The organism is Pseudoalteromonas sp. QJM3NY_22 (assembly GCF_056173065.1).
This window is the reverse complement of sequence record NZ_JBWBTZ010000003.1, coordinates 66,468-79,654: the sequence shown is the minus strand read 5'-3', so window position 1 is coordinate 79,654 and position 13,187 is coordinate 66,468. Positions and strand designations below refer to the sequence as shown.

Below are 13,187 nucleotides of genomic sequence, written 5' to 3'. Positions count from 1 at the left end.
ACTACGCCTTTTTAGCCTCTGCTTTTTTCTGGAACATTCCGCCCTTAATCAATACAGAAAATAAATAATAAATAGCTGGGTCTATATTTTCACTTTTATTAGTAATGCAATTTTTAAGGGCTGATAAATACCATTCAGTATTTTTGAAAATAGAATAAAAGTTCTGCTCAGAATCGGGAGGGCGTCGGGCAATGCCAATTTCTTTATCTGCACCAAACTCATGCACTCGTAATCTTTTACTTGCATCCTCATCCCACCAATCATCAATTGACTGAAGCGCAGCACCTATTTTTACAGAATTAAAACTTACAGCATAACGGCCATCTGCACATTTCGCTTTTACAAACTGCTTAGAAGCCTCTCCTTGCTTAACCTTGTCGTTAAGAATTTGGCTTGGATAAATTTCTTGGCAAAATGAGGCCTCTATTTTCGCAGTTATATCGGCACTCCAAAAAACATTGGGATCTGCTAATGCGCTCTCAATTTCGTTACTTAGCTCTTCCAATACGTTTTGCTCATCAAGTGTCCATTTACTTTCCCAAGCCAACTTACGGGTGTTATCGATTAAATAGCAACTCCCTTTGCTAGTTTTAATTTCAATTTGAGTGTTACCGGTATTCTGGTTACGCCAAAGCCATGTGCCCAATAAAATATTTCGACAATACCTTACGGCTAACTCCTTATAACCCCGGCACTCTTTAAATGTTGTGGCCAACTCTTTTAATAAAGAGAAAACATCTGGGTCACTGCAGCCTGAAGGTACCAACGAGTTAGTCTGAACTCTTAAAGAAAATCGACAAAATACATGTTCCACATTTGGAGGCACATAACACTCTTCAAGAGTTAATATATTATTATGTGTTAAATCCTGATGTGAGATGTTTTTTGGTGAAAACTGCGGAGTGAATGCTTCAGTAAAACCAGATTTTGGGCCTCTAATCTTATTAATTTCAGCCTCTAGAGGAACAAAATCAGAGTCAGCCGTTTTATAAAAAAACACTGCTTTACCTGGATAAAGTGAGCGATCATATTTTAATATATTACATAGTTCCATTAAGTATCTTCCGGTTAAACCTTTTTCATTAGCATAAACTTTTCTCGAACATCTAGCATCCAAAAAGCTTCATTAAAATAGTTGCTAATACCTTTTAACCTCAAACTAATGGCCGTTTCGTACTTCACCACTCCTATTGCTGGTTCAGCATAACAATGTAGCTTTTCAAGCGCACCTACTCTAGCTTTGGGTTCAGTGAGTAACATATACCCCATCATAGATGGGCTCAATTTAGAGTCACTCTTTAATAATAAGAGTAGCTCATCTAAATCCTGTATTTTGTGTTCAGTCGGCATAACCCAGCAACCTGATAAAGGTAACCGTCTTAGCTTTTCAAACAGCTGATTTTCATTACTATACAAACAGCACCAATTTACATTTGAAGTAAGCTCGGGTTGATGCATAACACCACCTGCAAAGTTAGATGGAAAATGCGCTTTCAAAATGTCTGGCTCACTATCTACTGCCTGTAAATCATCTTCATAGCCATCAACATTTACTATTAAATCAAATACCAAATCACAATATTTGCCATCAATAATACCTGGCCGCTTAAGCTTATTTTGCTGAGCGCCTTGAAGGCTAAGTTCCGGAAGCTTTTTTCCTGCTAAAGTAGAATAATCCCTAATAAACCAAGAAAAAGATGTGAACCGTACATTAGCCCCAAGCGCTTCATTAAGCTTTCTTTGGTAGCTATGAAGCATCCCCCAAACAGCGGTTAAAGATGGAATACCTGAGCAGTAAGGGTTAGATAATGCTTGCGCATCAAACACACGCAAGCCGCTTAAATGTAAATAACGAAAACACTTATCATCCTCTTCAGTCGGTTCGTTTTTTTTATCTGTAAGATTGATAAGTAGCCATTGTAAAGCTGCTTTCAAAGGACTCATTAATTTAGGGTGGAAAGCATACCTTTGTGTCATATTCACACTACTAAGCATTTCATTTAGTAAGCTAAATAAAGGAATAGTTAGCGACGGGAGTTCATCGTCGGGCAGCGATAGTATTTTATACTCTAGTTGGTTTGAAGCACTCTCAAGTTGTTCTAAGTCACTTCCATTCTCAACAACGTCTAAGCGCCATTCAAATACAGGTGAAAACCACTCTAAAAGCGTACTTCTTACATCTCTAATATTTTTAACTTTTTGTTGTCTGCGTTGTTTAAGAGCCAACGCGTTATTGCTAAATATAATACCCTCTAAAGCTTTAATGAATTCCGGCTTTAATAGTGCTCCTACTTTAAATACTGTTTGCCCATTGTTTAATTTGAATTGTCGAGAACTACTTAAACCATGATATTTATTTAGTATCTTAGGAGGGTAATTAAGCACATTAACAACCCCACCTAAGGAAGCAGCTAACATACTGACAGCAGCAGGACGCGTAAACTCTACACTGCTAAATCGAGCTTGTTTTTCAATTGCCGCCTGCTGAATTTTTGATTGAACTACATGGCTGATAACAGGCGTAACAGCCACATAACCATCATGATAAGGCATTCTTACTTGGCGAGAATAGCGGTCAACAGAGACGGGAATAACCTCTTCAGGCAATGATTCTTTAACGGTTACACATAAGCTTTTAAATGCCTTAACGGATAACCCCAGAGAGGTAAATGCGGCTTTCCAGTTATCTGAGTACGTAGCTAACACTTGCGCCAAACAATAATTTTCATCTTTCCATTTAAAGTAACTAACAAATAATTTAGCTATATTTACCTTAGCAGAGTCATGTGACCAGCCATAGGCTTTAGGGTAGTTAGCACTACTCAAAACATAAGAGTGCAGTAGTGGAGGCGCTACAGCTAAATTTTGCTTACTTACTCTAATGTCAGGATACTTTAAATTATGAGTATGAAACCACGCTATTTCCTTAATACATTTATTAATATGGTCTTCACTTTTTAAAGCCTGTTTTGCTAGCTGCTTATCCAGCAGGCCATTAACTTGGTTTTTTCGGTAAGTCAGGTTTAATAAAATAATTAAAGCATTGCCTTCGCAACCTGTTATATCAATAGTTGCTTTATAAGGGCTAAAAGCACGACGTAATAACCTATCTCGCTCAATGGTGTCTGTAATTTCTAACAGTTCTTTTAAATGCATATACTCACCATGCCGACAAATACATTCTAGCTTTATCATTTCCAAAACTAGTTTTGTACTCTATAACATGCCTTAAAAAAAACACGCCCCTGTAAGGGTTGATTCGCTGGTTCATTTTATGACGAGATGCCGTTTGCAAAATACCATCTTGGTACAGCCTATATACTTGCTCTACTGAAGTACCTAATAAAGTTGCAGCCTCTAATACGCTTACCAATAAGTCAGCTGTATTTGGCTTTTTAGTTTTAGGGTTACTCTCAACTAAAGTAACTAAATAATCTAATAGAGCCCTATAAATAAAGTGAGATTCCCTCTGCTTTTGAGCATTAGGACAAGACAAAATAGCTTCACCAAAAATAAACTTAAACTCTGTTTTATTAAACAGTTCAATAAGCTTCATTTCAGCATTATTACTTAAGACACTTAACTCTTTATGTAAAACAGTTGGCCACTTACTAAAATAATCAACAACATAGTCTAAACAAAAGCTATCAGTTTGAGAATACTGTTCCTGATACCAAAGGAGTGCAGCAAAGCGTTCAGTAAGAGTGGTATTGTTAAATAGTGGGTTACTATCATTATAATCACGTTTATCTAGCAACTTATGCAAATACTCAGTGCTTAATGTATTTGCAGGCGGAGTACTTGCGCAAGACAACTCAAAACCGCATGAACAATGAGTAATTGACTCATTTTCGATATAGTTGATTGTGGCACAACATTCGGGACATTTATGGATTAAAGCACATTGATGTTTAGTGCATACATTTACCCACTTTATGTGCCAGCTTTGTTTTATATAAGCTTCTGCAACAAGACATTGCGGGCAAATAGGAATCGAATCAACGACATCTTCAGCGTGGTAACGAATGAATCTCAGGGGAATGTCTACGCCATTTTTGTATAGGGCAACTGAGGAGTTAAATTTAATATCTGACTTTAATAAAGCCAGCTTTTGTATCTCGTGTCGAGGTAAATCTAATAGTGTTTCGAGTAGCCCTAAAGCCCGCATTCTAAAGTGGCTATTATGCTTGGCGTGGCAAACATTGAGTCTTTTCAAGTTGACCGGAAACGCACCATGCGCTTCAAAATCAAGCTCATGGAGCTCTTCGCGTATAGCTAAGCTTAGCCCTTCATATGATTCAAAAAAGTTTTCTGACACTACTCGCAATAAATAGCTTTCTAGCGATTCATCAGAAAAGGGACCAATCTTGGGCGAGAATAAAAAAGCCATTTAATACTTAACAACTTAAAAAACCTAAGCCCAATGTAAAGTTACCCTACATATATTGCAAGCTTGATTTAGTATACAAGGGAAAGCACCAGATTAGAGAGAATTGGGCAAGGTTTTGTCCAGTGGTGTGTCTGAGACGATCACGTTCAACACACCTTTGCCCCAAAGTGAGTTAACGTAAATGCACTAAGGGTGGCTTTGAGCGAGAACCAGTTATTGAGATTGGCTAAATATAATAGTTAATTGATTGGTCAAACTACTGTTTGCGCATATATCCATGAAAATTAGCGGCGTGCGCATATTGTTCTATTTAACTTTACTTAAAATTTTTAGAAAACTTAGTGATAGTAATACCTTAGGTTATTTGTTAAAACTATATAAAGTAGATAAATGAGCGTTAAGTCGGCAGAAATAAACGTGATTATCGTACTATAAAATGTTAGTTGCATCCGTAATATTGAACATTGGAGGTTTAAAAGTGGAATGGTCTTGGAAAGTATTCTTTATAACTTTACCCATAATGATTATTTATAGCATGTTTTCTCGTGGCTACATGAACGCACAAAATGTTGCTAAACATGGTGATAAAGCTGATTATAAGCAAAATCCTAAAATGGCGTTATTTGGCTCAATAGGCAGTGGTGCGATCGCATCGGTAATAATTACGGTCATTATTGGCTTCTTTTAGTCAATTAAAAATGCAACTAACAAGCGCATTAGATCTGACGTCCCACATTGTTCGATTTTTTGCTTAAAAGAAAATGACGTAAAAAAGCGTCTAACATGCTCCGTAGCTAATGCGGGCATTATAATGACTAAAGGGAATTTTATGAAAAGACAATTTTTTGCAATATTATCAGTATCTTTATTATTAACAGCTTGTACATCGAGCAGCGGAGTAATCCCTGACGGTAAAGATGCATACAGAGTAGTGCAAACAGGGGATACGGGATTTACCAACTCCAACACATTACAAAAAAATGCTTATAAAGAAGCCTCGTACTTTTGCGCGAATAAAGGACAAGTAGTCGAGACACTTAATGTTGAATCGAAACAAGCTAGACCGTTAGGTGGTTGGCCGGAATCAAGTTTATGGTTTCGTTGTGTAAATCGAGAAAAAGATGTCGAACAGTCCTCTTTTTCTGATAGCAATCAAAAAATTTGAGTACCGACCCATAACAGGTCAATCAACGCGCTCACTTCGTTCGCTGGGACGCAAACGCTTAGGACGGCTTCGCTATTATGCACTACGTGCCAACGCCCACTATTTATAAGTTATACTTTTCAGAGGTTTAGGTGAAGTTAATTAGCAATATAAAAACTTGGATTACACGGCTGCTAGGCTGCTTTTTAATGTATCTCGTTTTCACATCTGATTTTCACCTGCTTTATTCACCGTTAGTTGTAATAGGTGCAATTGTTTGTTTTATAAACACTCATCAGATAAACGAAATGGTATAGTTGAAGGGATATGGATTCTGACAGCAGTTTTATTTACTTTATTATCTGGTTTAGCGATATTCGGTGGTAAAAATGATCTACCCGCTTTAGCTGTTCTTATCCCATTAGCGGTACTTTATGGTTGTACTTATATTCCATCTAAATATATTCCTAAGTTTATCAGGTTGCTTTTTGAGTAAAACATAACAAGCGATTGAACAGGATTGTGCTTGTCCCTCGCAAATTTTAGCCTGCAATAAAAGTCCATTAATTGAGCGTTACCAATGTCTGCTCATGGCACTTAGGCGACTGTCAGATTGGTTAATTCCTATTATTCGAGCCAGTTAGTAAAGTTAAAACTTATTTGATGTCTAGCAAATATGGGGAGTTATTGTCAAATCTGGTGTATGAGCTCATCTTGATGCTCTGTTTGATCTTGAGTTATTCTTTCGCCGTCTTTAAATTTTACCCCTGTAATTACTTCAGCCAGTAGCTTAAATCCTCGCAAGCGGTACCATTTTTTCTCTGCCGACTGCGCGAGTTTAAAAACCATCATTAAGGTGGTTGTCCGGCTGCCACAACTCTTCACTTTATGCGTTCTCAGCCTTACCGTCGCAAACGTTGACTCTATCGGATTACTCGTTCTTATGTGCATCCAATGCTCAGCAGGATAATCATAAAATGCCAGCATTTCATCTTTATCCTTCATCAAGCAATCCGTCGCTTTTGGGTATTTGACTGAGTAATTTTTAACAAATAAATCATACGCTTTATAAGCAGAAGCTCGACTCTCTGCCATCCAGATATCTTGTAAATTCGCTTTGATTTTAGGTTGCATTGATTTCGGCACTTTGTTTAGCACATTCGCGATTTTATGCACCCAGCAACGTTGATGTTGGGTTGTTGGCCATACTTTGGTGAGGGCATTCCAAAACCCCAGCGCACCATCCCCTATGGCCAATTTTGGTGGTATTGTTAGATCCTGTGAGCGCAGCTGATTTAACACTTCAGTCCAGCTCTGCTCAGACTCACGAACCCCGTCAACCACCGCCAATAGCTCCTTTCTGCCCGTTTCATCTACCCCCATAATTACCAGTAAGCACAGCTTATCATCCATTCGAATTTTACTGTAAATCCCATCGGCCCAGATATACACATATCGACGTTTAGCCAAGGAACGTTTAGACCACTGCTGATACTCCGTTTCCCAGGTGGATTTCAACCGAGAGACACTATTGGCCGACAAACCTTTGGCTTGCTCGCCTAAAAGAGACACTAAAGCGGGCTGCATATCACCCGTCGAAATTCCTCGTAAATAGAGCCATGGGATCAGCTCTTCGATATTTTTTGTCCGTTTCAGATAAGGCGGGATCAAGGCACTATTGAATTTAATGCCTTCCTTTTTTCGATCCCTGACTTTAGGTATTTTGACCTCAATATCACCAAGGCCTGTTTGGATCGTACGCTCAGGCTGGTGACCATTTTTGACGATCCGCTGAAGTCCCTCGACGGTCTCATGCTGGTATTGAGCCAATAAAACAGCCAACTCAGCCTCAATCGCTTGAGCTAACAACTGCTGCGCCCCGCTTTTAAGCAACTGCTCTAACGGATTGTCTGGTTTTTCAATGGAAATAACATTATCATTTTCAGTCATTGCGATGTCTCTCTGGTTAATTGTTGATCCGGTCAAGATCAATTAACAGATTACATCGCAATGACTTTTTCTCATACACCAGAAACGACTATAGCTCAAATATGGGAAGTCCAATACAAAATCTGGAAAAATATTTTCCAGACCTCAAAAAAGTCTAAATTTCTTTGCGAATTTTCACTTTTTCTGGAAAAGCCTCCTAAACTAGATAATATGTAGGTTTCCAGAGTGTTTCCAGATTTGGATGTACAGAGTACAAGCTGTAAATGGATTTGAAAGAATACTTGATTATGTTAGTTATTTTTATGATGTTAATGATAGCTTTTAGCTTTTAGCTTTTAGCTTTTAGCTTTTAGCTTTTAGCTTTTAGCTTTTAGCTTTTAGCTTTTAGCTTTTAGCTTTTAGCTTTTAGCTTTTAGCTTTTAGCTTTTAGTTTTCAGCAATTATTATTTCTTGGCTGATAGTAGGTAGAGCTATTTTAATTAAAAAGGTGTTAAAACTGAAGGTGAGGGATTTCTTATTTATTGGTTTTATTTAACTTGGTCATGCTACTCGAAATAAAGAATATCAGGAGTTCATAAATTATGGAAATATCAGGATTTGAATTAAAGAATAAACCAAAAAAAGTTATTGCTGCACTAGCTATAACTTTTCAATTACTGGCTTTTTTTGGTAGTGATTTAGGTATTACCGATTCACTTAAACCGATGTTCTTATGTTTAACGGTTTTTGGTTATAGTTTTTTTATTTTACCTCATATAGATGTGTGGCAAAGAGTAAAATCAGCATAGTGGAATAGAAGGTGTCAGGGAGGACTGCGAAAGTTAGTGGTGCTTAACTTCAATATTAATTCGATTTACAAAACCTATTAAATCTTCTATTCACATGATTAGTTAAAAATTGTTAGTTTACGTTCCTAGTTGCAGACTTGAATATCAAGTTAGGGTAATATATTGGTTCTATTTATAAGTAGGAAGTGTTATAGATAAGCTTAAAAGCGTCAACTTGTTACTGGGCCAAGCTATCGAAATGGTAGTTGGTACTTCAAAACTTATTGAAGACTCTAGTTCATTGGATACGCAGAAAAATATGGTTGATATTGGTAAAGCAATTCACTCTTTGTGGGAAATTAGAAGTCGTATCTATGAAATAGACCCTTCGCTAACTCCTGATGTAGTCAACGACTTCGAATCCAACGAATTAGATTTTAACCGGCTAGATGAATTAGTTGCAGAAGCCGAGGGGTTGGAAAGGAATGGTGATTTTAATAGTGCTCGCAATTATTATATGAAACTACTTAAAGAATCATCGCTAAACCATTTCAGATTGTTAGCTGAAGCAGGTTTATATAGGACCACTGCGACCAATAAATAGTGGATTTGTGTACGTGTATTAGTTCAGACAAGATCTGTAGTGGTCAACTAATTTTGGCCACAGTTTTAGAATCTTGGTATCTAACCTCAGATTCATTAGGCGCTAAACCGGCATTATAATGATGCGGCCTAACAGTGTTGTAATAACGAATGAAAAGATATTTGTTTTTATTTGCTTGCGGTTTAGCCGTGTTTTACAGTGCCGACAAAGTTGTACCTTGGTATATGAATAATGTTGTGGACAGTGGTGGTGTTACCTACGCCAATGTTTACAAAGTATTGACTGAAAATCCGAAAGAGCGGCAATTAAGACAACTGGCATACTCAATGATTGAAGATGGAAAAATCGTTGCGTCTGAATACACATCGTTTCTTAGCTTGTACAACAGCGAATTTGGGAGTTTGGTGGGTGTTCCAAGAGGTAAGGCTTATGAAAAGGATTATTACCTGAACCTGATTCATGACTTTTTTAAATTGAATGGTGAGGTTACATGTACGTCAGCTAGGACTAACTCTGTAAAAAAATCGTCGTTGAAGATAATCTTAGTTATGGCGAATTTAATAAGCCTTCACATAATCAGGAGCGGTTCGAGTTTGTTAATGTAGACGGGGGTAATGATTTGATTTTAGCGGTTGACGATTGGCGCTGCGTAGATGCTGATTTGAATTTCTTTTCTGTGACGGATAGAGCTATGCCATTATTTCCAACAATATAAAATTAAATAGTTTAACAATAAAGGAATGTGTTAATGGTAAATTCTGATTTAGATAGAATGTTAGAAAGTTTAGGAAAATTAAGATCGTCAAACGAAGGGGAGGAGCCTTTCGATGTTTCACTAGCCGCCCTTATCCAGCAAATAAACAACCTTGGAAACGAGGGCGTTTTAGCATTTAAAAAAGCATTCAGCGGCTTTGTAAGACCATCTTTGGGGCACTATCTTGAAAGCGATGGCCAGTCAATACCAGGTCAAAAAGACGACTATATTTTAGGCTCAGTTTTTAGGGGGATTAATATATTACCAGAGCCAAGCTCTAAAAGTGTTCTACCTAAATATGTATATAGGGGCTGCGGGATTAATCCTGAGCAAGTGATAAGAGCGAATGGATTTTATTATAATTCTGGTGAGTCAAACTTAATGAAACACCAGGAATCAACGATAAAAAGCATTTATATAAGTGCAACTACCAACATGCAAATAGCTCGCGAATTTGCTTGCCAACACCCCGGTCGTTGGGTTTATAAAATTTCCTCACATAATTCGATATCTGTAAACGATTACTTTTCACCTTATTATCTTCATCAAGGAGAGGGCGAAGTTGTTTTTATTAAGAAAGTACCACTTCATCATATTAAAGGTGTTGCCTGGGCTAAAGACTGGGATGTAATGGAGACAGATTTTTACCCCATAGACCAGTGGACGAGCTTAGTATTAGAGTTAGTTAATAAAGGGGTTATAAGTTTAAGGGGGTAGTTGTTGAGCATTTAAGAATGATTGTTAATACCATGATAAAACGAAATAAACACTTGTAAGCAATAGGGAAGTAAAAGATTGTTGTATTGGCATAAACAAGGACTAACAATGAATAGATACGTACTAATGACTAGGGGCTGTTGATCTTTGTAGTATATATATTAATCAGCCCATATTGGTAGCCACATCATAGTGAATGCTAAAGCGAGCATGGAATGATAATTCCGCTCAAGCTTTTCATACCGTGTGGCTATCCCTCTATATTGTTTGATCCGACCAAAGGCATTCTCAACTAAGTGCCTATATTTGTACATGCACCAGTCAATATCTTCATTACCCACTAAACTGTTATCCTTGCGTGGAATAACGGGTGTAGCGCTATTGTCACGAATAAACTCTCTTAGTTTTTCACTATCGTAGCCTTTATCTGCGACAACAACATTACTCGTTGGGCAATTGGCTACAAGTGACTCTGCATGGACGATATCATGCGTATTTCCACAGGATAATTCATAATAAACAGGCAATCCTCCGCTATCTACTGCAAGATGAATTTTAGTCGAATTACCACCTCGACTCTTACCGATTGATTCATTGTCAGCGGTTCTTGCACCGCAACTATGCTGGTGAGCCCTGACAATACTGCCATCAATAAAGATCCAATCCATATCAGCATAGTGGGATAACACTCGAAATAATTCATTCAAAATATCTTTTTTGGACCATAAATTAAATCGTCTATAAATAGCACTCCACGAGCCGAAATAAGACGGTAAATCTCGCCAAGGAATACCGGTACGCATCTTATAGAGTATGCCTTCGAGCGTTTTTCTATGCTCAGGCTTATTATAAATTCGACCACTTAAGTGCATTACTTTTGATAAGACATTCCATGTCGCGTCTGTTAACATTAATCTTGGCATGAGGGTTCGGTGTAACGTTTTTTAGCGAATTCAATTATACCTTATCCTTATGCTGTTTGTTTTTTATACCGCAAAGATCAACACGCCCTAGTATATTGACACCTATATTTTCGGTGTTTTTAACAGTAGTCGAGATCTCTATATTTAAAATACAGGGTGATTTATGGGTTATGGTAATATTAAATTGTATTGTTGCAACATTTATTAGTTTGCTAGCCTCAAAAGCTTACTTTATAAATCGCGACAGCCAAATTCAGTTAGGTTCATAACCATTGGAGTATGTTATGTCTCGTATAGAAAATGCAATGGCAATGATGGCTTTTTTGGATGCTAGCGGCGTTGACCGCAACGGCAAAGCAATGCAAGAAGCTACAGCTCAGCTAATGGATAAGTCAGGCAGGAATGGGCTAGTCTCAGTTTCTGTATTTACAGGGCAGCATTCAAGCTTCGGACCTCATCTATTGTTTGGTGATGAAATTCGAAGCTTCGGCATTCCTTACACTGAGTTTAAAACTAGCTATGAATTCCCTAATTTTGAACTTAATGAAGACGAATTAGAGTTAAGCATTAAAGGCACTAATTATGAATTTAGTATCAAAAATCTGAGGTTGGAATAAGCAACAAAAAGTGCCTGCGAAGTATAGACATAACTTAGGTACTTACAGAGGGTTTAGTGAATACGCACCAGCATTGCTTAATGATCGACTTAATGAGTATGCAATGAGTGAACGTGAAGTTAAGGGTGGTATTAATAAACAGCCAACCATTCTAAGAACTAAAGTAAACGCATTACTTAAAAAAGCTAGTTTAGAATGGGCCACAGCTAAAACATTTGAAGATTCGTTAATAATTCATTTAGCTAGAAATGTTGACCATGGTGTTGTAGCTGATTTATTTGGCTATGCATCAAGGCAAGTAGTAACAGACAAATATAATGGTAACTTGTTGCAAATATCAGAGGCTATTAATAATGTCTACTCAAGAATATAAGTAACAGGGTATTAAGGTGCATTTTAGAATTTATTGTGCGTCAGAAACAAGTGAGCCACCCCAATTGGAATGGCTCTTAAACTCGCTACCTGTTGTCAATACTCATAGAGCGTAAGAGGACAGGGCTATCGCAACAAGAGGCAATGCCTCAGTTGCCGTCATATTACCTAATAAATTTAATAAGGGCAAATAATTTGGATCTTGCAGAAATAAAAAAGGGCCTATCTACGGAAAAACTTGAAACGTATCGTCAAGTATTCTCCTGTAAATCTGACTATGAATTAATAGCTATTTATATGTCAATGCAGAGCATTATGAGCCACTTTTTCACAGTTGTTCAACTACTTGAAGTTACTTTAAGAAATTCAATACACCAGTGTGCGACAGAGCAGTTTGATGATCCAGAATGGTTCAAAACTAAAACAATTAGCGACAAATCAAAAAATCAAGTGACCGAAGCAGAGCAAAAGTGCTTAGATGAAGTGGGAGCTAAATACACAACAAATGATCTTGTATCGCGGCTTCCATTTGGATTCTGGGTTCACATGCTATCGAAAGGCTATAATAATCCAAGAGATAAAAAGCATAATTTGTGGCAATTCAAATTTAACCAATGCTTTCCCAACGCCCAAGCAAGTAAGGTTTCCTTGAATACAATTTTTCAAAATTTTGGCACTTTAAATAAATTTAGAAATAGATTGTTCCATCACGAACCAGCTTGGAAAGGACGCTCTACTAGAAGTAGGGAGCAGGCAATAAATAACATAATCAAAAAATATCAGGAGCATTTAGAAGTAATTAGGTATTTGTCCTCAAGTAAGTATCAGTTAATAACCGCGCTAGGGTTCGAGGATAGATTTTTATCGGAATGTGATATTGCTAACTTAAAAACCTTTGAGGATATATTGTTACCATCGGAAACTCAAAATGATTAGATTTAAAAATATT

At 37.3% G+C, this 13,187-nt stretch carries 15 protein-coding genes; 10 read left to right on the top strand and 5 right to left on the bottom strand.

The window, feature by feature from the left end:
• Position 1 precedes the first annotated feature (1 nt).
• From csy3 to AC0VZ4_RS25460, 3 genes are read right to left on the bottom strand one after another with little or no spacing between them, the layout of a single operon-like run.
• The gene (csy3, locus tag AC0VZ4_RS25470) at positions 2 to 1,054 is read right to left on the bottom strand and encodes a type I-F CRISPR-associated protein Csy3 (protein ID WP_475442263.1); all 1,053 of its coding nucleotides are present in this window, start codon (positions 1,052 to 1,054) and stop codon (positions 2 to 4) included.
• A 14-nt stretch (positions 1,055 to 1,068) separates the two neighbouring features.
• A complete protein-coding gene (locus tag AC0VZ4_RS25465) occupies positions 1,069 to 3,156 on the bottom strand; it encodes a type I-F CRISPR-associated protein Csy2 (RefSeq protein WP_475442262.1) in 2,088 nt (695 codons plus the stop codon).
• 4 nt (positions 3,157 to 3,160) lie between these two features.
• Positions 3,161 to 4,390, bottom strand: a complete 1,230-nt coding sequence (locus AC0VZ4_RS25460) for a TniQ family protein (protein WP_475442261.1) — start codon at positions 4,388 to 4,390, stop codon at positions 3,161 to 3,163.
• A 478-nt stretch (positions 4,391 to 4,868) separates the two neighbouring features.
• Here AC0VZ4_RS25460 and AC0VZ4_RS25455 point away from each other — a divergent pair, with 478 nt between their 5' ends.
• The 3 genes from AC0VZ4_RS25455 (at position 4,869) to AC0VZ4_RS25445 (ending at position 6,030) form a co-directional block, all read left to right on the top strand.
• A complete protein-coding gene (locus tag AC0VZ4_RS25455) occupies positions 4,869 to 5,078 on the top strand; it encodes a hypothetical protein (RefSeq protein ID WP_152965273.1) in 210 nt (69 codons plus the stop codon).
• A gap of 141 nt (positions 5,079 to 5,219) precedes the next feature.
• Entirely contained in the window at positions 5,220 to 5,555 is a 336-nt protein-coding gene (locus tag AC0VZ4_RS25450; RefSeq protein WP_475442260.1) for a hypothetical protein, read from the top strand.
• A 256-nt stretch (positions 5,556 to 5,811) separates the two neighbouring features.
• Positions 5,812 to 6,030, top strand: coding sequence for a hypothetical protein (locus AC0VZ4_RS25445; protein WP_475442259.1), 219 nt, complete (start codon positions 5,812 to 5,814; stop codon positions 6,028 to 6,030).
• A gap of 194 nt (positions 6,031 to 6,224) precedes the next feature.
• Here the strand turns inward: AC0VZ4_RS25445 and AC0VZ4_RS25440 are convergent, their stop codons facing one another.
• Positions 6,225 to 7,484 carry an IS256 family transposase gene (locus AC0VZ4_RS25440; protein WP_475442258.1) on the bottom strand — a complete coding sequence of 420 codons (1,260 nt, stop codon included), beginning with the start codon at positions 7,482 to 7,484 and terminating at the stop codon, positions 6,225 to 6,227.
• A 581-nt stretch (positions 7,485 to 8,065) separates the two neighbouring features.
• Between AC0VZ4_RS25440 and AC0VZ4_RS25435 the strand changes: the two genes are divergently transcribed.
• The 4 genes from AC0VZ4_RS25435 (at position 8,066) to AC0VZ4_RS25420 (ending at position 10,326) form a co-directional block, all read left to right on the top strand.
• Positions 8,066 to 8,272 (top strand): hypothetical protein, encoded by a 207-nt coding sequence (locus AC0VZ4_RS25435; RefSeq protein ID WP_475442257.1) that lies wholly within the window; start codon positions 8,066 to 8,068, stop codon positions 8,270 to 8,272.
• Between the two features lie 238 nt (positions 8,273 to 8,510).
• Positions 8,511 to 8,855, top strand: a complete 345-nt coding sequence (locus tag AC0VZ4_RS25430; RefSeq protein ID WP_475442256.1) for a hypothetical protein — start codon at positions 8,511 to 8,513, stop codon at positions 8,853 to 8,855.
• Positions 8,856 to 9,004: 149 nt separating this feature from the next.
• Positions 9,005 to 9,460 (top strand): hypothetical protein, encoded by a 456-nt coding sequence (locus tag AC0VZ4_RS25425; protein ID WP_475442255.1) that lies wholly within the window; start codon positions 9,005 to 9,007, stop codon positions 9,458 to 9,460.
• A gap of 143 nt (positions 9,461 to 9,603) precedes the next feature.
• Positions 9,604 to 10,326 (top strand): scabin-related ADP-ribosyltransferase, encoded by a 723-nt coding sequence (locus AC0VZ4_RS25420; protein WP_475442254.1) that lies wholly within the window; start codon positions 9,604 to 9,606, stop codon positions 10,324 to 10,326.
• Between the two features lie 161 nt (positions 10,327 to 10,487).
• Here AC0VZ4_RS25420 and AC0VZ4_RS25415 read toward each other — a convergent pair whose 3' ends face one another.
• Positions 10,488 to 11,249 carry an IS5 family transposase gene (locus AC0VZ4_RS25415; RefSeq protein WP_475439610.1) on the bottom strand — a complete coding sequence of 254 codons (762 nt, stop codon included), beginning with the start codon at positions 11,247 to 11,249 and terminating at the stop codon, positions 10,488 to 10,490.
• Positions 11,250 to 11,533: 284 nt separating this feature from the next.
• Here AC0VZ4_RS25415 and AC0VZ4_RS25410 point away from each other — a divergent pair, with 284 nt between their 5' ends.
• The 3 genes from AC0VZ4_RS25410 to AC0VZ4_RS25400 all read left to right on the top strand — a co-directional run bounded on the left by AC0VZ4_RS25410 (position 11,534) and on the right by AC0VZ4_RS25400 (position 13,174).
• Positions 11,534 to 11,866, top strand: coding sequence for a hypothetical protein (locus AC0VZ4_RS25410; RefSeq protein ID WP_475442253.1), 333 nt, complete (start codon positions 11,534 to 11,536; stop codon positions 11,864 to 11,866).
• A gap of 10 nt (positions 11,867 to 11,876) precedes the next feature.
• Entirely contained in the window at positions 11,877 to 12,239 is a 363-nt protein-coding gene (locus tag AC0VZ4_RS25405; protein WP_475442252.1) for a hypothetical protein, read from the top strand.
• A 194-nt stretch (positions 12,240 to 12,433) separates the two neighbouring features.
• Entirely contained in the window at positions 12,434 to 13,174 is a 741-nt protein-coding gene (locus tag AC0VZ4_RS25400) for a hypothetical protein (RefSeq protein ID WP_475442251.1), read from the top strand.
• The last annotated feature ends 13 nt before the right edge of the window (positions 13,175 to 13,187 follow it).

Excerpts from the sequence above, each read along its gene's own strand:
- csy3 (WP_475442263.1), bottom strand. The coding sequence starts at position 1,054 with ATGGAACTATGTAATATATTAAAATATGATCGCTCACTTTATCCAGGT.
- AC0VZ4_RS25465 (WP_475442262.1), bottom strand. The coding sequence starts at position 3,156 with ATGCATTTAAAAGAACTGTTAGAAATTACAGACACCATTGAGCGAGAT.
- AC0VZ4_RS25460 (WP_475442261.1), bottom strand. The coding sequence starts at position 4,390 with ATGGCTTTTTTATTCTCGCCCAAGATTGGTCCCTTTTCTGATGAATCG.
- AC0VZ4_RS25450 (WP_475442260.1), top strand. The coding sequence starts at position 5,220 with ATGAAAAGACAATTTTTTGCAATATTATCAGTATCTTTATTATTAACA.
- AC0VZ4_RS25440 (WP_475442258.1), bottom strand. The coding sequence starts at position 7,484 with ATGACTGAAAATGATAATGTTATTTCCATTGAAAAACCAGACAATCCG.
- AC0VZ4_RS25435 (WP_475442257.1), top strand. The coding sequence starts at position 8,066 with ATGGAAATATCAGGATTTGAATTAAAGAATAAACCAAAAAAAGTTATT.
- AC0VZ4_RS25430 (WP_475442256.1), top strand. The coding sequence starts at position 8,511 with ATGGTAGTTGGTACTTCAAAACTTATTGAAGACTCTAGTTCATTGGAT.
- AC0VZ4_RS25425 (WP_475442255.1), top strand. The coding sequence starts at position 9,005 with ATGAAAAGATATTTGTTTTTATTTGCTTGCGGTTTAGCCGTGTTTTAC.
- AC0VZ4_RS25420 (WP_475442254.1), top strand. The coding sequence starts at position 9,604 with ATGGTAAATTCTGATTTAGATAGAATGTTAGAAAGTTTAGGAAAATTA.
- AC0VZ4_RS25415 (WP_475439610.1), bottom strand. The coding sequence starts at position 11,249 with ATGCCAAGATTAATGTTAACAGACGCGACATGGAATGTCTTATCAAAA.
- AC0VZ4_RS25410 (WP_475442253.1), top strand. The coding sequence starts at position 11,534 with ATGTCTCGTATAGAAAATGCAATGGCAATGATGGCTTTTTTGGATGCT.